Source organism: Streptomyces sp. NPDC059816 (assembly GCF_042732055.1).
In the GTDB taxonomy this organism is placed as follows: Bacteria; Actinomycetota; Actinomycetes; order Streptomycetales; family Streptomycetaceae; genus Streptomyces.
Map to the genome: position 1 here is coordinate 67,971 of NZ_JBHWIQ010000017.1, position 17,098 is coordinate 85,068.

Consider the following 17,098-nt stretch of genomic DNA (forward strand, 5'->3'; position numbering starts at 1 on the left):
GTGACCCTAAGCGGACCAGGACGTTCCCGACGCCCGCCATACCACCGGGCACTCCCCTCGGACCCTCCTTCCGCCACTTCGGTCACACCTGCCCGAAAGGGGTCAACCCACCACCCCCATCGGTCGCCTCCGGTCGGCGGTCGGGCGCGACACGAACAGCTAAGGACAATGCGCGATGGGGCCGTCACCTTGCGTCATACCTTCCTTGACCAGCACTCGCCGGGCACCACCGGCGAACCCGCCCGCCGGCCGGCCGCCGCCCCGGGCGGCCCGAGGAGAGGACCCGGCACCCCGTGGCAGCGCACCGCAAGAAACCGAGGAAGCGCCCCTCGTACGGCACGGCACTGCGCCGTGCCGTGACCCTGGCGCTCGCCGGGGCCGCCACGGCGACCACCGGCGTCCTCGACGGCACCGCCGGCGCCGACCCCGGGTCCCCGGCGGAGCAGGTCAAGGACGAGGTCGACCGGCTCTACCAGGAGGCCGAGGTCGCGACCGAGAAGTACCTCGGGGTGAAGGAGCGGACGCGGACGGCGCAGGGCGCGTACGAACGGCTCCAGGACGAGGCCGCGCGCCGCACCGACCAGCTGAACTCCGCCCGCCGCACCCTCGGTTCGTACGCCGCGGCCCAGTACCGGGAGAGCGGCATCGACCCGGGCGTGAAGCTCGCGTTGTCCGCCGACCCGGACCGGTACCTCGCGGGTACCGCCCTCGCCGACCGGGTGGGCGACCGTCAGGCGCGGGCCGTCGAGGAAGTGCGGCGGGAGGCGGCGGGGCTGGAGCGGTTGCGGAAGGAGGCCGGGGACCAGCGGGACCGCGTCACCCGGCAACGGGCGGAGCTGCGGCGGCACAAGAAGGCCGTCACCGACAAGCTGGGTGCGGCGCGGCGGGTCCTGTCCCGGCTCACCGCCGCGGAACGGGAACGGGTGGCCACGGCCGGCACCGCGCCGGCCACCGGTCCCGTCGCACCCGCGGCCGGCGGCTCGGCCCGGGCCCGTGCGGCGATCGGGTTCGCACAGCGGGCGATCGGCAGCCCGTACGTCTGGGGGGCCACCGGGCCGCGCGCGTTCGACTGTTCGGGGCTGACCCAGGCCGCGTACCGGGCGGCCGGAGTTTCCCTCCCACGGACCACGTACACGCAGGTCAACGCCGGGAGGCGGGTGGGGCGCGACGAACTGCGCCCGGGCGACCTGGTGTTCTTCTACCCCGGGGTCACCCATGTCGGGCTGTACGTCGGTGACGGCCGGATGATCCACGCGCCCCGGCCGGGCTCCACGGTGCGGATCGCCTCCGTGGACGAGATGCCCTTCGCCGGGGCGACCCGGGTCGTCTGACCGCCCCGTCCGGCCGTGGGGGTCAGACCAGGCGGCGGGCGGTGGCCCAGCGGGTCAGCTCGTGGCGGTTGGACAGCTGGAGCTTGCGCAGCACCGCCGAGACGTGCGACTCGACCGTCTTGACGGAGATGAACAGCTGCTTGGCGATCTCCTTGTACGCGTAGCCGCGGGCGATCAGCCGCAGCACCTCGCGCTCCCGCTGGGTCAGCCGGTCCAAGTCCTCGTCGACCGGCGGGGCGTCGGTGGAGGCGAAGGCGTCGAGCACGAACCCGGCGAGCCGCGGGGAGAACACCGCATCGCCCTCCTGGACCCGGAACACCGAGTTGATCAGGTCCGCCCCCGTGATCGTCTTGGTGACGTAGCCGCGGGCGCCGCCCCGGATCACCCCGATCACGTCCTCCGCCGCGTCCGACACCGACAGCGCGAGGAAGCGCACCGGGGCCTGCGGGTCGGACATCAGGGAGGAGCAGCGGCGCAGCACCTCGACGCCGCCACCGCCGGGCAGGTGCACGTCGAGCAGGACGACCTCGGGTCGGGTCGCCGTGATCACGGTGACCGCCTGGTCGACGTCGGCGGCCTCGCCGATGACCTCGACGCCGGTCGTCTCGGTGCGGCCGATCTCGGCCTGCACGCCCGTGCGGAACATCCGGTGGTCGTCCACGAGCACGACCCGTACCCGGCGCCCGTCCGCCGCCGTGCCCTCGTTCGCCCCGGTCACGTCGCTCATGACGTCCTCTCCGCCCTCTCCATCGTCAACTCGACCTCGGTGCCGCCGTCGGGCACCGCACGCAGTCGCGCGGTGCCGCCGTTGCGCTGCATCCGGCCGATGATCGACTCCCGCACGCCCATCCGGTCGGCGGGCACCGCGTCCAGGTCGAAGCCCGGTCCGCGGTCGCGGACCGAGACGAACACGCTGTCCCCCTCGACCTCGGCGAACACCTGGACGGCGCCGCCCTCGCCACCGTACTTGGCCGCGTTCACCATTGCCTCCCTCGCGGCCTGCATCTGTGCGGTCAGCCGGTCGTCCAGGGCGCAGTCGCCGACGACGACGACCTCGATGGGGACGCCGTGTTTGTCCTCGACCTCGGCGGCGTGCCGGCGGACCGTGTCGGCGACGTTGCCGGGGCCCTCGCTCTCCTCGTCGGCACGTCCGCTGCCCTCCGGCTTGTACAGCCAGGCCCGCAGGTCGCGTTCCTGGGCGCGGGCGAGCCGGCGGACCTCGCCGGCGTTCTCCGCGTTGCGCTGGATCAGGGTCAGGGTGTGCAGCACCGAGTCGTGGACGTGCGCGGCGACCTCGGCGCGTTCCTGTGCGCGGATGCGCATGGTGCGTTCCTCGGACAGGTCCTGGGTCATGCGGACGAGGTAGGGGCCGGCGAGCAGGGCGATGCCGACGAGGACGGCGAGGGACGCCTGGAGTATCGAACCGAGGTGGGCCGCGGAGCCCTGGAGCACGAAGATGCCGGTGACGCCCGTACCGACCAGGAGGACACCGGCGGCGGACCGGGCGACGGCGAGGTTGCGGCCGCGGCGGGTGGCCTCCGCCCAGCGGGCCCGGCGGGCGTTGTCGGCCTGCCGCCAGACCAGGGCGACGCCCGCGCCGACCAGCAGCATCGGCCACAGGTACGCCTTGGCGGTGGTGCTCAGGTCGACGCTGCTGACGAACATCATCGCCACCAGGACCAGGGCGAGCAGCGCGACGATCTGCCCCTTGTCGGGCTTGCGGGCCACCAGGCGGCGCCGTCCGTCCGCGGAGACCTCGGTGGTCAGCGGCGGGGGCCGCTCGGCGTCGACGCCGCCGACCCCGAGGGGGACGAAGAACCAGAAAGCGGCGTACAGCAGCGCGCCGAGCCCGTCGGCGGTCAGCAGGCCCGCGAAGACGAGGCGCACCCAGACGACCGGCAGCCCCAGGTGTCCGGCGAGCCCCCGGGCCACTCCGCCGAGCAGGCGGGCGTCGCCGCTCCGGTACAGCTTGCGCGGGGAGCGTGGTTCGTCGACGGTCGCCGTCGCTGCTTCGGGCATGCACCGATCGTCACACGGCCCGCGACGGCCGAACATCAGGGTCCGACCCTAAGACGCCCCTGACGCCCCGCGCGCTGGACCCCGTTGGACCTCACTGGGCCGCGCCGGTCCGTCCCGGAGGCCGCGGCCGGGGGGATATCAGGGTCGGACCAGGGTCGCCGCGGCTCCCGCCGGGGCGCGGCGACCGTCACCATGGACCCATGACCGAGCAGCAGGACGCCACCCAGCCCCCGGGCCCGGCGCCGGGCGGGGCGACGGACGCCCCGGACCGAGCACCGGCCAGGTTCCGGCGCGACCGCGAGCACAAGACGATCGGCGGCGTCTGCGCGGGGCTCGGCCGGCACTGCGACATGGACCCGGTGATCTTCCGGGTCGTCCTGGCGGTGCTGAGCGTGGCGAGCGGTCTGGGCCTCATCTTCTACGGGTTCGTCTGGCTGTTCGTCCCGCTGGACGGCGAGGACGAGAACGAGGCCCGTCGGATGCTCACCGGTCGGGTCGACGGCCCCGCCCTCACCGCGGTCGTCTTCGCGTTGGTCGGCTGCGGACTGTTCCTGTCCATGCTGAACAACGGCACGTTGATCACGTCCGGCGCCACGCTCGCCCTGCTGCTGGCGGGCGCCGGGTACTGGTCGCGGCAGCGCGACACCCCGGACCCCGATCCGCTGGCCGCGCAGGCGGTGGCCGACGCCCCGCCGGAGACGACGGCGCCGCCCGTCCCGGGGTCCGGGCCCTGGTGGCGGGACCGGCTCGACAAGGACGGTTCGCCGGGCAGCGGCACCGGCTATCTGTGGGCGCCGCCGGACTCCGTGCCCGGGACCAGCGCTGCCGGCAAGGGGCCCGGCGCCGGGGCTCCCGGCTCCGCGGGGCGCCGTCCGGGGCCGGCGGGCGGCCGGCTGATCAGCGGTTGGGTGACGTCCGCCGCCACCGCCGCGGGGGCCCTCGCCACCGTGGCGACCTGGGAGGACTCGGCGCTGACGGTGAGTCTCCAGACGGGTCTCGCGGTGGCCCTCGCGATCTTCGGTCTCGGCATCGCGATCAGTGCGTTCCTCGGACGCACGGGCCCGGGGACGGTCGTCCTCGCCGTGGTCACCGCGGTCCTCCTGGGCCTGGCGACCGCCCTGCCCGACTCGATCACCACCCACTGGCTGCGCACCACCTGGGCTCCGGTGAGCGCCGCCGCGGTGGCCCCCCGCTACGACCTGGGCACCGGGGTCGGCACCCTGGACCTGCGCAAGGCGTCGCCCGCCGCGGGGCAGACGGTGACCTCGAACGTCACCGTCGGCGCCGGCCGCCTCAGGATCATCGTCCCGGACGACGTACGGGTCTCCCTGAAGATCACCGTCGCCCTCGGGGACATCCAACTGCCCGGCGAGGGACAGCAGGACGTGGACGTCTCCCCCAGCAGGTCGAGCACCGCGACACTGGAACCGGTCCGGGCCACCGAGGACCCCGGCACCTTCGCGTTGACGCTCGACGTCGCCCTCGGACAGGCGGAGGTGGACCGTGCGGCATGAGTTCCAGCCGGGCCGGCTGATCGCGGGGCTCGTCCTGATGCTGGCCGGTGCGCTGTTCCTCGCGGACGCCACCGGGGAGGCCGACTTGCCCTGGTACGCGCTGCCGCCGATCGTCGGGGGCGGTCTGGCCCTCGCCGCGGCGACCGGGGTCGCGACGATGCTGCTGCGCCGACGCCGTCGCGAGAACGGCGACCGCACCGGCTCGGACGGCTGAACCCGGGCACTCCGGTTCGGAAACGGTCGCCCGGCGAGTGAGTCACGCCACGTTCCCGTACGTATGGTCCGGTGGAGGGCCCGCTACGGCCCTCGCGCACGTCTCCCGGACCAGGAGCGCGAAAGGCGGCGGCACGATGGCGCATTCGACGATGACGGGCTACGACAGCACGGGTGATCCCCACGACGACGGGGGGTACGGCGGCTGGCGGGCCGTCGTCTCCCGGTACTCGCTGCTCCCGCTGCGGCTGTTCCTCGGGGCGACCTTCGTGTACGCCGGGATCGACAAGCTGACCGACGACGCGTTCCTCCGTGAGACGGGGGTGGGGTCGATCGGGGACCTGATGCGCAACGTCCGGGACGGCTCGGCGGTGCCGTCCCTGGTGGACTTCGCGCTGGGCGACCCGGTGTCCTTCGGGTACGCCATCGCGCTCGGCGAGGTCGCGGTGGGCGTTGGGGCGCTGGTGGGGCTGCTGACGCGGGTGGCCGCGGTGGGGGGTGCGCTGATTTCCCTCAGCCTTTGGCTGACCGTCAGCTGGAACACCACGCCGTACTATTACGGCAACGACCTCGTCTATCTGGTGGCGTGGACTCCGTTGGTCCTTGCGGGGGCGGCGGTGGCGTCGCTCGATGCGCGGGTTGCGGCGGCGCGGTATCGGTGAGGGTTCCTGGCGGGTCCGTTCGCCTGACGGTGCGGTGCGCCCGCGCCCCCTATCGGGTGCGTTCCGGTCGGGGTGCGCTGTCCTGCGCGGTGCGCTGAGCTGTTGCGCAGTTCCCCGCGCCCCTTTCGGGGCGTCCCGGTGGGGGTGCGCTGGCTCTGTCCGGGGTGGGCGGACGACGGCGAAGGGCAGCGCCCGAGATCCAGGGGCGCGGGGAACTGCGCGAAACCACCGCGCACCCGCACGGGACAGCGGACCGCTCAGGGGCAGTCGCAGGGGCAGGCCGCGGGGCCCTCCCACACACGGAGCCGCAGCGACGGCCCCTGCACCGCGCTGTCGAGGCGGTACCAACTCGTCCCGTGACAGTGGTGCTCCCGAAGGCCGAAGATCCTCGCCTTCAAACAGGGAGCGCAGGGCACCCCCTCCGGCACGCAACGCCGGTGGAGGTCCAGCGTGGAACCCGGCCCGGACGGCGAGAACCGCAACCGTTGCGTACGGGGGTGCCACCAGCGAATGGGGCCCTCGCACCGTGCGCAGTAGCGGCGGACCCGGTTCACGTGCGGACCCCCACCGCGACCGTCTCCGAACCGGCCAACGCGGCCAGCGCCCGCAGCACGAGCACCAACCGCCGCTCCCCCAGCTCCCCCACCCGCGCCAGCGAGATCGGCGAGCGCTGCGCCACCCCCAGCACGAACAGCAGGAACACCGATTCCGCGTCCGACAGCTCACCGATCAGGCAGTGCCGGCGCGCCAGCCGCTCCCAGTCACACGCGAGCCGTCCGTCCTCCTTGACGACGAGTGCCAGCCGCACCTGGTCTCGCGTCAGCAACTCCCCCTCCGCGACCAGCGCCCCCACCGCGACGCGGTCCGCAAGCCTCCGCCCCCGCGCCCACTCCACCAACAACTCACCCAACGTCGGCGGCCTCTCCTCCGGGTCGGCGACGTGGACGGGCTTGATGAACTGGGAGCAGGCGGCATCAGCGGTGAGGTCAGGCATGAAGGATCCCTCCGTTTGGATACGGATGGGATCCTCGCGCTCCGCAGTACGGACATCACCCACAGTTTGTGGGGATGATTCTTCTACGTTCTGCTTGACGGGCGGTCAGGCCCCTGCCCACTGGGCAAACGCGGAAACCGCCTCGTCGTTGCCCCGGGTGAGCCTCATCAGCGTTCCGGCGGTGTGCCGTGCCGTGGGGTGGAACCGGGTGTGCGCGGGCGAGATCCGACGGGCCGCCGTCAGATCCACGAACGCACCGCCCCGGTCACCCTCGGCAAGTCGGGCGGCGGCTACGTCGATGTGATGGTGCGACGCCCGCTCGGCGGCGAGATCGACCGGCAGCTCCCACATGTCCTGCCCCTGCTCGGCGCCCCACTCACGCAGACGCGCCAGTGCCTCGCCCGTGCCACCGACGTCGATCAACGTGGCGATCTCATGGATACGGACGTTCGTGGGGCCGAACGACATCTCGTAGTGCGTACTGTCGTCACCGAGCATCCCCGCCGCCGCTCGTGCGTCGGCCAGCCGTTCCCACGCGCGTTCCGGCTTCCCGTCACGTGCTTCGACGACCGCCAGTTTCAGGAGCACCGCCCCCTGGACCGCGAGTTGCGCAGTCGTCAGCGCGCGTTCCGGCGCCAACCGCTCGATCTCCTCGACCAGCGCCTCCAGCAGCTTGCGCGCGGAGCCGAGGGCGCCGAGCCGCAGCATCGCACCAGCCTTCAAGTAGGCGGCCGTGACCTGCATCAAGGAGTCTCCGGCCCGGTCCGCTGCCCAGTGGACCCGCTCCACCGCGGTCAACGACAGGTCGTGGTAGCCCAGCTTGTGAGCCAGCGAGTTCGTCGCCCGGTAGCCGCGGGCCAGCCATCCGAACGCCCGCCGCTGCTCATCGCCGGTGGACGTCAGCGCCACGTGGGTCAGCTCGGAGAGGAGCGCCGGCAAGGGCGGACCCATGGCGACGTACTGGCCGTCCTGACGCAACCGGGACAGCCGCTCCGTCTCGACGGCAAGGGCCGACAGCGATCGGGGCGCCAGGACCTCGTCATCCGGATGGTCGTAGGTCAGGCAGATCCTGCGCAGCTCCGGGATCACGGCCTGGACGGCGTGTTCGGACTCGGCGCCGTTCATGTAGGGCTGCCCCGTGAGCCGATCGGGCCCCACCCGCAGCTCACCGGCGATCCGGGTGAGAAGAGCGGGTGACGGAGACCGGTCCCCCGATTCGATCTTCTCCAACAGACTGGTACTGATCGCGACTCTCGTCGCCAGCTGGCGAACGGTGAGGTGCCGCATCTTCCGCAGCTGACGTACACGCTGACCGACATGGATGGTGCCCATGGGACCCCCTGTAGGTGAACCGGAGGCCAGCCTAAGCCGACCCGGTTGCTCGACCGCCGCCCGAACGTGAACTCTCACCCCCGTTCCCGGCACGACCGGATCGAGTAGAACGCCCACCCCGGCCTCGTACGCCAAGGGCACGCCCGATTCTTCGTGCGAACTGGGTCTACCAGGATTTACGGCCGTGTTCGCCTAGTAGCCGAGCCAGGAGCCGAACGAGAGGAAGTCGCCGGGCAGACGCCGCTTGGCCGACTCCAAGCCCTGGTAGGTCTGTCGCACCGTGGGCGAGTACCGGGCCTGCTGCGGGGCGGCCTTCCGCGCCCGAACCAAGCTCCGGAACGCCCCGTCGACGTCGCCGGTCCACAGCTGTGACTGGGACAGTTCGGCGAAGTGGTGACTCGTCCGCGAGGAGGGCCAGTCACCGGGCAGCGACAGGTCCGCCCCGGCCCGGACCGCGGCCTCGTACTCGTTGGCCTCGGCCAGCACGCTGACCCGGTGCACCGCCACGTTCGCAGGGCCGAACGCGAGCCACCACACCTTCACCGCCTCACCCGTTCCGGTGGCGATGCGTTCCGCCTCCGCCAGGTGTTCCTTCGCACCGGTGAGGTTCTGCGACCGTCCCGCGATGACCGCGGCACCCAAGTGCAACTGCCCCGTGACCACCTCGCGTTCCCGTCCGACGTCCGCCTGTCCGACCGTCTCCAAGCCGAGGGTCACCAGGCGCCGACCGGTCTTGTACTGCCCTGCCCTCAGGTACGACAGAGCACGCATATACCGGCTGATGCCGCACACCACGGCGCTGGACGCCCGGCCTGCCGCCCAGTCCATCCGGGTCAGCGCCAGCGCGGCCAGATCGGGGTACCCCAGCTTCGTCGCCACGTCGTAAGCGGTGCGATAGGCACTGGCCAGGGTCAGCCAATCCTCGGACGCGGCACCCGCGTGAGCGGAGGTCGTCGCCTCCTCGATCAGAGCGGCCACGCGCGAAGCCGCCCGCTTTAACTGTCCGGCCCGGACGGACACGCACAAGCCCTCCGCCTCCGCAGCGAGCCGCTCACGCGAGCGGGGCGCGACGTCGGGGTCCACTCCGAGGTCGTACAGATCCAGGGCCTCACGGATCGGCAGGATCAGTATGTCCAGTTCATCGGCCCGGAGTTCGGTGGCGTACGGCTGTCCGTTGAGCGCGCTGACGTCGATCCGAAGGGCTCGGGCTAGACAGCTGAGGACGTACGGGGTCGCGGGGATGACTCCCTGCTCGGTCTTGGTCAGCGTGGAGTAGGCGACCCCCGAGATATCGGACAGCGCCTTCTGGGTCAGCTGTCGCTCCAGGCGGTGACGCTTGATGCGGGCTCCGGTGTGATCCTGCGGACGTGCGGACATACTGGGCTCCGTTCCGACTAGATGCCAAAACGGTACCGGTGCCGTGCGACTCGGCCCCATACCCGATGCCGCGCCCGATTGACGGACGGTCAGGTGTCGAGGGGCCGCCAAGCGAAGGCGTCGCCGTGGCGATCCACGTGGCCGAAGACCACGTCCGCGAAGTGGATGCCGAAGCCGATCGTGTCGGGTTCGGCCAGTTCCGCGAGGAGCCGACGACGGCGCTCGGCCGCGCGGACGGGATCGTGGTCGAAGACGGTGGACCACGCGGGGTGGGCGACCTGGATCGGGGAGTGCAGCGCGTCGCCGAAGGCGATCAGCCGCTGGCCGCCCGAGGCGATGACGTACTCGGCGTGTCCGGGCGAGTGGCCACCGGTGACCCGTATCCGTACGCCCGGGAAGACCTCCTGCCCGTCGGCCACCGTGCGGACGTACGGGGTCAGGCCCGAGGCCTCCGGCTCCTGGAGGATGTCGCGCCGGGCCCATTCCGGTTCGGACACCAGGTAGTCGGCACCGGCGAAGGCGGGCCGGTCGGCGCCGGGTGCGGGGTGCCAGGCCCAACCGGTGTGGTCGGGGTGCAGGTGGGTGAAGGCCACCGCCTCGATCCGCTCGGGGCTGCGGCCGAGCCGGGCCAGGCCGTCCAGGAGCGCGCCCCCGTGGATCGCGCCGCGCGGGCCGTCCGGCGCGGGCGGCCAGGACTGCGGCCCGAAGCCCGCGTCGATCAGCAGCGCGCGGTCGCCGTGCTCCACCAGGAGGCCGCCGATGCCCGCCACCAGGCTGCCGGTCTCGTCCAGGTACTCGGGGTGGGCGGCCCACACCTCGTCGTTGGCGTCGGGGATCAGGTCGCGCGGCCTGAGCTGCACCGCTCCGTCCGGTACGTAGGACACCTTCGTGTCGCCCAGCCGTAACGAACGGGGGCCGGCCGGCCTCCGCAGCCGCTCGCCGTCCCGGTCCCTCGTGGAATGCGTCATCTACGTCTCCCCTGCTGCGTTCTGACGGGTCGTCACGGTGCCTCTCGGCGGCGACGGTGACGACCATAAGCATCAAGATAGAATCATGCAAGCTAGAAATGTTCTTGCTTGATGAACTTGTTAGAGTGGGGTCCATGACGACGCCCTCGGAGCCGCACGCCATCGCCGAGCGGGACCTGTGTTGCCTGGTGAACGGGCTGGCCCAGCAGATCGCTGAGCACACGCGCGACTGCGCCGTCGCGTTGGGCCTCACCGGGGCCCAGGCGACCGCGTTGCGGGAGCTGGCCGGGCCGATGACCATGCGGGAGCTGGCCGAACGCATGAGCTGCGAACCCTCCAACGCCACCTTCGTCATCGACAAGTTGGAGAAGCAGGGCCTGGTCGAACGCCGCGCGCACCCCACCGACCGCCGCGCCAAGTGCCTCGTCCTCACCGCGGCGGGCAGCGCGGCTCGCGAACGGCTCCTCGAACTCCTCGTCCAGAACTCGCCGTTGGCCGGCCTCGACCCGGAACAGCAAAGGTCCCTGCGCAGCCTGCTGGAGCAGGCCACCACGCGTTCCTAGCCGACGCCGGCAGAGGGAGGACGACGCGATGTCCGCGCACGAGATCGAGGACCTGGTCGCGGAATCGGTCCAGGTACTGGACCGGCACGCCGAGCCGGGCGACCCGCGCGTGCGGGGCTGGTTCGCGGCGCTGTACGGGTTCCAGAGCGGGTACGACTGCTCGTTCACGCACTTCCGGGTGATGGACGTTCTGCTGCGCCGCGGGTACGCGTACCGGTTCCCGGTCGAGCGGCACCCCGACCACGCCGCACGGCCGGAACGCTTCGACGCGCTGACCGAGTTCACCGGGCTGCGCACCTTCGACGAGGACGCCCCCGACTTCGCGGGCTACGACTCCTGGCTCGAAGACGGGTACGTCGACCCGCCGTTCCTCTACTGCGACGCGGGCACCGCACTGTGGCGGCGCATGGTCGCCACCGGCGCGCTCCTCGGCGCCGACGCCGTCCCGCCGTACCGCACCCCGCTGATCGAGGTGGTCCGGGAGGTCGCCGTCGCCGCCGAGGAGACGCGGCACCACGAACTCATCGCCACCTGGTACGCGTTCGGCTGCGCCACCCTCCTCGGGGGCCCCGCCGGCTGCCCCTACGACGTCGCCGAACTCGCGGAGCTGCCCGCCGTACGGGAGCTGCGCGCCGTGGTGCACCGCACCGACACGCTCCCCCTCGCACGGCGGTCACCCCTCGCGGTGCCCGTGGAGTTCGCCGAGGACCACGACCTCGAAGCCTGGTGGTGGCAGCTCTAGGTGCAGCGGGGGCGGTAGGCCGTGGCCAGTACGGAGACGGTGACCCGACCGGGCGGGGGGCCGTCACCGTCCGGGTCCGTGCGGCTCGGGCGGCGTGCGCTCGGCGTCATCCCCACCAGGTCCAGACCGCGGGCGGCGGGCCACCGGTTCAGTACGCCGGCCAGGTAGCGGCCGGTGCCGCAGCCGACGTCCAGGACGGTGCCCCGTTCGGGCGCCGCGCCGGCCGCCAGACGGGCCACCGCCTCGCGGATCGGCCGGTAGCGGCCGGTGGCGAGGAAGCGGTCCCGGGCGCGGACCATGTCGGCGTCGTCGCCGCTGGTGGCGCGGGCACCCGTCAGGAGGCCGACGTATCCGTGGCGGGCGATGTCGAAGGCGTGGCCCGCCGGACAGCGCAGGGCGCCGCGGTCGGGACTCAGGTGGGCGCGGCACATCGGGCAGCGCAGCAGGTCGAGCAGCGGGGTCAGGGCAGGGGGGAACGGCACGGGCACGACGGCACTCCTGGCAACGGTGGGGAGGGACCGTGCCTGCCCGCGCGCTCGGAGGCCGCCGGCACCTGGTCGGTGACGGGACGTCACCCCGGTGTCGGACCGTCGCCGGGACCCGGCCGTCCGCAGAGGGGGCGCCGGGGAGCGTGGTTCACGCGACAGGCACGCCGAGGAGGGCGACGCCGTCCGGCGTCGCCCTCAGCGCTTCCCCGTCACAGGAAGCAGTGGTGCAGGTTGCTCAGGAGTGCCATGCGGTCATCCTACGAGGCCGGGTTGACGCCAGTACGACTGGTCGGCCAGGTCGGCCAGGTCGTCGTACGGGCCCGCCCGCCGTTCACGTCAGCGCACGTCGACGAAGTCGGCGGACGAGTTCACCCCACCCGTCGTGGTGGAGCCGCCGTAGGTGAAGCGGTAGTGACCGTCGGACGACGCCTTCACCGTCGCCTTCACCCGGCCCCGGCTGTCCGCCGCCACCGTCTTCACCGTCTGCCAGGTGCCGCCCCGCTTCTTGAACTGGAGCTTCACCTGGTCGGCCGCGAACCCGGCGTACCACTGCTTGTCCCAGCTCACCCGGGACAGCGCGCCCTTCACCGTGAGGTTCGCGCCCCGGCGCACCGGCTCCGGCGTCGCGTCCACCGACAGCCGCGCCGCCCGCTTCAGGTAGTGGGTGGCGTAGTTGGTGAGGGTCCCGGCGGACATCTCACCGTGGTCGGTGGCCTCCAGTGCGAAATTCCACTTGCCCGCGTTCGCATCGTCGAGGTCGTAACGGGCCTCCCTCGCGTTCGGGTTGGCGAAAATCTTCACCACGCACTTCACCTTGGTCGAGGTGACGCGTTCGCAGTTGAGGGGGTCGCTCTCCTCGGGGACGTACATCCACTGCTCGCGGTCAGCCTCGGCGTAACTCGCCCCCCGCCACAGGCCCCCCGTGACGAACCAGAGCCCCCCGGGGTGCTCCGCGGTGAACGTGGCCTCGACGCCCTTGCCCTGGAGGCCGACCACCGTTTCCTTGCCACCGCGCACGGTGAAGTCGGTGATCTTCAGGTCGCCCACCGGGTCGGCGGCCACCGGTCGGACGGACCGGTCCTCCGCGTGGGCGACGGGCACGACGAGGGCACCCAGCGCCATAGCGCCGGTCACCAGTGCTATTGCGGCACGGCTCTTCATACGGTTGTCCTGTCGATACGGGCCCCGCCGCCGTACGCCACCCCGTGCTTGCCGTTTCCAGGGCGTACGGCCACGGGACCGATGGTCGTGGTCGGACGGGCGGAGCCGCCGGGTCGTCCGGTGCTCCGCCCCGCCCCCGGACCGCGTGGACCGGGGGCGGTGCTCAAGACGTCAGCGGACGTCGGCGAGCCTCAGCGGACGTCGATGGTGTCGGCGGGCGAGGTCGCCGTACCGGTCGTGGTGGAACCGCCGTAGGCGAGGCGGTAGCTACCGTCCACGGACGCCTTGACGGTGGCCTTGACCTTGCCCCGGCTGTCGGCGGACACCGTCTTCACGGTCTGCCACGCCCCACCCGCCTTCTTGAACTGGAGCTTCACCTTCCCCGCCCCACCCCCGAAACCGTCGTACCGGTGCGTGTCCCAGTTCGCCCGGGACAAGGTGCCCTTCACCGTCACGTCCGCGCCCCGCCGCACCGACTCCGGCGACGCGTCCGCCGTGAGCTTCGCCGCCCGTTTCAGGCTGACGTCGCCGTAATGGATGTCCTCCGCGACGACGACGGTCCGGCCGGGGGCGTCGAGTCCCCGGAAGCCGCCCCCGGCGGTCTTCCAGACACCGGCGTGCTTGTTCTGGAGGTCCAGGTAGGAGCTGCCGGAGTGGGACTTCGGGTGGGCCTCGAAGACGAACCGGCAGGTGGCCGAGGTCGCGGTGCGCTCGCACGGGGCGGGGTGCGCCTCGTACGAGGTGATCAGCGCTTTCGAGGTGAGGTAGAGGCCCTGGTACAGGGCGGCGGCGGTCCGCTCGACACCGCCCTCGTCGGAGGCGCTCACCTCGACGGAGAACTTCTTCACCGCGGTGCCGACCACCACGTCCGCACCGCCGTTCACGATGATGCCGGTGAGCTTGCCGGTCGTCGGGTCAGCCGCGAACGCCGAGGGGGCCCCGGACGGGCTCGGTCCTCCGCCGTCGGCCTGGGCGGACGGAACGGTCAGGGTCGAAAGGGCCAGAGCGCCGCTCACGACGGCGATCGGGGCACGCATGCGCATCAAGAACTCTTCCCCACGTAGTCGGAACCGTTCGGTCGGGTCGGGTCGGGTCGACGCACCGCCCGCCCGTGGTCCTGGTGCGTTGTCGGTCGGACGCCCGTCCGGCTGGTCGCGGAGTCCATCGACTCCACCGAAATGGACCGTCCGACCTTCCCAACGGTTGTACGGGCGTGTGGAGTTGGCTGTTTCCACCACCACCCTCCTGGGAGCGCCGGGGTCGGGCACCCGGTCACCGCGCGTACACGGTGACGGACGTCAGCGGACGTCGATGGTGTCGGCGGGCGAGGTCGCCGTACCGGTCGTCGTGGAACCGCCGTAGGCGAGGCGGTAGCTGCCGTCCACGGACGCCTTGACGGTGGCCTTGACCTTGCCGCGACGGTCAGCGGAAACCGTCTTCACGGTCTGCCACGCCCCACCCGCCTTCTTGAACTGGAGCTTCACCTTCCCCGCCCCACCCCCGAAACCGTCGTACCGGTGCGTGTCCCAGTTCGCCCGGGTCAAGACGCCCTTCACCGTCACGTCCGCACCCCGCCGCACCGACTCCGGCGACGCGTCCGCCGTGAGCTTCGCCGCCCGCTTCACGTAGTGGGTGGTGAACCTGTCGTCGATTTCGACGCCCGTGTTGTTGAAGGTCAGCGACGCCGCCACGTTCCAGCGGCCCGCGTACTCGTTGTTGAGGTCGACGTCGGGTACGTCCTCGCCCTTCGGGTCGGCGACGATCGGGATCACGCAGGAGGAGAAGCGCAGGACGATGTTGTCGCAGAAGCGCGGCACGGTCCCGTCGTCGTTGATCCGCGGCGCCAGGACGCGCTCCGCCGACTCGACGTCCGCGCCGCCCCGCCACAGGACCGCGAGGCCCTTCTTGATCCCGCTGTGGTGCTTCGCGGTGAACGTGACCGTGAACTCCTTCGGGGAGACGCCGACGACCAGGTCCTTGCCGTCGTTCACCACGAAGCGGTCGATGTCGTCGTCCAAGGGGCCCGGCTCCTGCGCCGCCGCGTTGGACCCCGCGGAGGTACCGGCGGGTCGGTCGTCCGCGTGCGCGGCGGGAACCGCGAGGGCGGTCAGGGTCAGGGCACCGGTCGCGAGCGCGACGAAGTCTCGGGTCTTCATGCGTTGTTCCTGTCCGTGTGGGCCGACCGTCGCGCACGCCGCCTGATGCTTCCGGCGCGCGTCGGCGGGGCCGAGGCGTGGGGCGGAGCAGCCGGGATACGGAACTCCACGGCCCCTGGGCAGTTTCGTCCGCACCATCTGATCCCCCGTCAGGTCGTGTCGTCAACTGACGTGCAACCAGGGGGGATCGGCACTCTATTCCCGCACCTGCCAACCGGACAGGGGGTCGGTGGCGTGATCACCGGGAGATGGCGGTGATCCGAACGAGACCGCCTAGTCCGCCGCGACCTCGATGGTCGTGCGGTTGGTCTCGATGCCGGCCGCGGTGATGACTTGGACGTCCACCCGGCCCGGTTCGACCTCGGCGGGGACCGGGACGGTCAGGACCCCGTCGGACGGGTTGGTGAAGCCACCCGGGATCGGGATCAAGGGCACGTGGACGTTCACCGGGCCGATGCGGACCACCAGCCGGGTCAGCGACTCGGCGTCCTGCCCGCCGGGCGGTACGAAGCCGGCGCCGCGGATCTCGATGTCGTCCCCCGCGCGGATCGGCGAGTCGAGGTCGCCGGCCTCCCGGGAGCGCACCACGGAGTGGATGATCGGGCGCCCGCCCTCCGCGTACTTCCCGGCGAGGTACGTCACCGCCGAGACGAGGACGAGGACGGCCAGGCCCCAGGGCAGGTCGGGGAAGCGCTCCGGGCGGCGGCCCAGTCGGACGGCCGTGAAGACCAGGGCCACGCCCGTCACCAGGACGTACTGGACGTCGGTGAAGCTGCCCCGCCCGGAGTCGTCGGTGAGGAGGTCCGCGGCGCGGGGCCGCAGCGCCCGTACCTTCTGGAGCCGCTGCCCCAGCACCCTGACCGACACCACCCGGCGCACCAGTACGGCGACCGCGCACAGCACCGCGACGACCGTGAGCGTGCCGGCGCCGCGGGCGAGCGCCAGGCCGTCGATCAGGGCGTCCCGTTCGGCGTGCCCGGAGGCGCCGGCGAGTTGGCCGGCCAGCACCAGCACCGCGTACCCGATGAACAGCACCCACGCCCCGGCGACCGCACGGGAGGTGGAGAGGCGGTTGTCCTCGCCGATCAGCGGGGCGAGTACCCCGCCGCTGGCCCGGTGGACCCGGGCCGCCAGGGTGAGCAGACCGGCGACCAGGACCGTGGCGACGAGCCCCGCGGTGCGGACGGTGTTCCAGCCGGTGCCGAAGGCCGTGAAGGTCTGGACGACGAGCAGGGCCCCGGTGGCGCCCCACACCACGGCGAGGGTGCGCGGCCACAGGGACGCCCGCCAGGACGTGCCGGCGGCCCGGCCGCGAGCGGCCACCACCTCGGCGGACTGGGTGAGTTCGTCGGACACCCACTGCCGGGTGGCCCCGGCGGAACGGGCGACGGCCGCGGGCAGCCCCCGCCCGGCGGCCAGTTCGTCGCGTTTGGCGAGGAACGCGGCGACCGCGCGCCGGTGCCCCTGGCGCGCGCCGTGCGGGCAGTCCCCGCACGCACAGCCGCCCTCGTGCGTGTCCCGCCCCGCGTCCGTCAGTGCCACCGCGCCCACTCCGCTTTCCCCGTACGTCCCCGCGTC

General features: G+C 72.3%; 16 protein-coding genes and 1 pseudogene. 6 read left to right on the forward strand and 11 right to left on the reverse strand.

Annotated elements, in window-relative coordinates:
• Nucleotides 1-293: 293 nt before the first annotated feature.
• Nucleotides 294-1,331: an NlpC/P60 family protein gene (locus ACFV88_RS22410; protein WP_385493511.1), complete on the forward strand. Its 1,038-nt coding sequence runs from the start codon at nucleotides 294-296 to the stop codon at nucleotides 1,329-1,331.
• Nucleotides 1,332-1,353: 22 nt separating this feature from the next.
• Here the strand turns inward: ACFV88_RS22410 and ACFV88_RS22415 are convergent, their stop codons facing one another.
• Together ACFV88_RS22415 and ACFV88_RS22420 are read right to left on the reverse strand one after the other, a co-directional pair.
• A complete protein-coding gene (locus tag ACFV88_RS22415) occupies nucleotides 1,354-2,058 on the reverse strand; it encodes a LuxR C-terminal-related transcriptional regulator (protein ID WP_385493512.1) in 705 nt (234 codons plus the stop codon).
• On the reverse strand, nucleotides 2,055-3,350 hold the full coding sequence (locus tag ACFV88_RS22420) for a PspC domain-containing protein (protein WP_385493513.1): 1,296 nt from the start codon (nucleotides 3,348-3,350) through the stop codon (nucleotides 2,055-2,057). The genes ACFV88_RS22415 and ACFV88_RS22420 overlap by 4 nt, the downstream gene beginning before the upstream one ends.
• A 200-nt stretch (nucleotides 3,351-3,550) precedes the next feature.
• Here ACFV88_RS22420 and ACFV88_RS22425 point away from each other — a divergent pair, with 200 nt between their 5' ends.
• The 3 genes from ACFV88_RS22425 to ACFV88_RS22435 all read left to right on the forward strand — a co-directional run bounded on the left by ACFV88_RS22425 (nucleotide 3,551) and on the right by ACFV88_RS22435 (nucleotide 5,739).
• Entirely contained in the window at nucleotides 3,551-4,864 is a 1,314-nt protein-coding gene (locus ACFV88_RS22425; RefSeq protein ID WP_385493514.1) for a PspC domain-containing protein, read from the forward strand.
• Nucleotides 4,854-5,078, forward strand: a complete 225-nt coding sequence (locus ACFV88_RS22430; RefSeq protein ID WP_385493515.1) for a hypothetical protein — start codon at nucleotides 4,854-4,856, stop codon at nucleotides 5,076-5,078. The genes ACFV88_RS22425 and ACFV88_RS22430 overlap by 11 nt, the downstream gene beginning before the upstream one ends.
• Nucleotides 5,079-5,214: 136 nt before the next feature.
• Complete coding sequence (locus ACFV88_RS22435) at nucleotides 5,215-5,739, forward strand: DoxX family protein (RefSeq protein WP_385493517.1); 525 nt, start codon at nucleotides 5,215-5,217, stop codon at nucleotides 5,737-5,739.
• A 550-nt stretch (nucleotides 5,740-6,289) separates the two neighbouring features.
• Here the strand turns inward: ACFV88_RS22435 and ACFV88_RS22440 are convergent.
• The 4 genes from ACFV88_RS22440 to ACFV88_RS22455 all read right to left on the reverse strand — a co-directional run bounded on the left by ACFV88_RS22440 (nucleotide 6,290) and on the right by ACFV88_RS22455 (nucleotide 10,410).
• A complete protein-coding gene (locus ACFV88_RS22440) occupies nucleotides 6,290-6,733 on the reverse strand; it encodes a hypothetical protein (protein ID WP_385493518.1) in 444 nt (147 codons plus the stop codon).
• Between the two features lie 105 nt (nucleotides 6,734-6,838).
• Nucleotides 6,839-8,065, reverse strand: coding sequence for a helix-turn-helix domain-containing protein (locus ACFV88_RS22445; RefSeq protein WP_385493519.1), 1,227 nt, complete (start codon nucleotides 8,063-8,065; stop codon nucleotides 6,839-6,841).
• A 192-nt stretch (nucleotides 8,066-8,257) separates the two neighbouring features.
• A complete protein-coding gene (locus tag ACFV88_RS22450) occupies nucleotides 8,258-9,442 on the reverse strand; it encodes a helix-turn-helix domain-containing protein (RefSeq protein WP_385493520.1) in 1,185 nt (394 codons plus the stop codon).
• 89 nt (nucleotides 9,443-9,531) lie between these two features.
• Complete coding sequence (locus ACFV88_RS22455; RefSeq protein ID WP_385493522.1) at nucleotides 9,532-10,410, reverse strand: MBL fold metallo-hydrolase; 879 nt, start codon at nucleotides 10,408-10,410, stop codon at nucleotides 9,532-9,534.
• Nucleotides 10,411-10,544: 134 nt separating this feature from the next.
• Here ACFV88_RS22455 and ACFV88_RS22460 point away from each other — a divergent pair, with 134 nt between their 5' ends.
• A complete protein-coding gene (locus ACFV88_RS22460) occupies nucleotides 10,545-10,973 on the forward strand; it encodes a MarR family winged helix-turn-helix transcriptional regulator (protein ID WP_385493523.1) in 429 nt (142 codons plus the stop codon).
• Between the two features lie 28 nt (nucleotides 10,974-11,001).
• Nucleotides 11,002-11,715 carry a hypothetical protein gene (locus ACFV88_RS22465; protein WP_385493524.1) on the forward strand — a complete coding sequence of 238 codons (714 nt, stop codon included), beginning with the start codon at nucleotides 11,002-11,004 and terminating at the stop codon, nucleotides 11,713-11,715.
• Between the two features lie 80 nt (nucleotides 11,716-11,795).
• On the opposite strand, the pseudogene ACFV88_RS22470 reads toward ACFV88_RS22465, so the two are convergent.
• From ACFV88_RS22470 to ACFV88_RS22490, 5 genes and pseudogenes are all read right to left on the reverse strand, one after another.
• Nucleotides 11,796-12,203 (reverse strand): annotated as a pseudogene (locus tag ACFV88_RS22470) (putative RNA methyltransferase); the annotation flags it as partial.
• 336 nt (nucleotides 12,204-12,539) lie between these two features.
• Nucleotides 12,540-13,364, reverse strand: a complete 825-nt coding sequence (locus ACFV88_RS22475; RefSeq protein WP_385493525.1) for a calcium-binding protein — start codon at nucleotides 13,362-13,364, stop codon at nucleotides 12,540-12,542.
• Between the two features lie 191 nt (nucleotides 13,365-13,555).
• Nucleotides 13,556-14,407, reverse strand: a complete 852-nt coding sequence (locus tag ACFV88_RS22480) for a calcium-binding protein (RefSeq protein WP_385493526.1) — start codon at nucleotides 14,405-14,407, stop codon at nucleotides 13,556-13,558.
• Between the two features lie 255 nt (nucleotides 14,408-14,662).
• Nucleotides 14,663-15,520 carry a calcium-binding protein gene (locus ACFV88_RS22485; protein ID WP_385493527.1) on the reverse strand — a complete coding sequence of 286 codons (858 nt, stop codon included), beginning with the start codon at nucleotides 15,518-15,520 and terminating at the stop codon, nucleotides 14,663-14,665.
• 273 nt (nucleotides 15,521-15,793) lie between these two features.
• Nucleotides 15,794-17,062: a hypothetical protein gene (locus ACFV88_RS22490; protein ID WP_385493528.1), complete on the reverse strand. Its 1,269-nt coding sequence runs from the start codon at nucleotides 17,060-17,062 to the stop codon at nucleotides 15,794-15,796.
• Nucleotides 17,063-17,098 lie beyond the last annotated feature (36 nt).

Coding starts and splice junctions, on each gene's coding strand:
- ACFV88_RS22415 (WP_385493512.1), bottom strand. CDS start 2,058: ATGAGCGACGTGACCGGGGCGAACGAGGGCACGGCGGCGGACGGGCGC.
- ACFV88_RS22420 (WP_385493513.1), bottom strand. CDS start 3,350: ATGCCCGAAGCAGCGACGGCGACCGTCGACGAACCACGCTCCCCGCGC.
- ACFV88_RS22425 (WP_385493514.1), top strand. CDS start 3,551: ATGACCGAGCAGCAGGACGCCACCCAGCCCCCGGGCCCGGCGCCGGGC.
- ACFV88_RS22435 (WP_385493517.1), top strand. CDS start 5,215: ATGGCGCATTCGACGATGACGGGCTACGACAGCACGGGTGATCCCCAC.
- ACFV88_RS22440 (WP_385493518.1), bottom strand. CDS start 6,733: ATGCCTGACCTCACCGCTGATGCCGCCTGCTCCCAGTTCATCAAGCCC.
- ACFV88_RS22445 (WP_385493519.1), bottom strand. CDS start 8,065: ATGGGCACCATCCATGTCGGTCAGCGTGTACGTCAGCTGCGGAAGATG.
- ACFV88_RS22450 (WP_385493520.1), bottom strand. CDS start 9,442: ATGTCCGCACGTCCGCAGGATCACACCGGAGCCCGCATCAAGCGTCAC.
- ACFV88_RS22455 (WP_385493522.1), bottom strand. CDS start 10,410: ATGACGCATTCCACGAGGGACCGGGACGGCGAGCGGCTGCGGAGGCCG.
- ACFV88_RS22460 (WP_385493523.1), top strand. CDS start 10,545: ATGACGACGCCCTCGGAGCCGCACGCCATCGCCGAGCGGGACCTGTGT.
- ACFV88_RS22465 (WP_385493524.1), top strand. CDS start 11,002: ATGTCCGCGCACGAGATCGAGGACCTGGTCGCGGAATCGGTCCAGGTA.
- ACFV88_RS22475 (WP_385493525.1), bottom strand. CDS start 13,364: ATGAAGAGCCGTGCCGCAATAGCACTGGTGACCGGCGCTATGGCGCTG.
- ACFV88_RS22480 (WP_385493526.1), bottom strand. CDS start 14,407: ATGCGCATGCGTGCCCCGATCGCCGTCGTGAGCGGCGCTCTGGCCCTT.
- ACFV88_RS22485 (WP_385493527.1), bottom strand. CDS start 15,520: ATGAAGACCCGAGACTTCGTCGCGCTCGCGACCGGTGCCCTGACCCTG.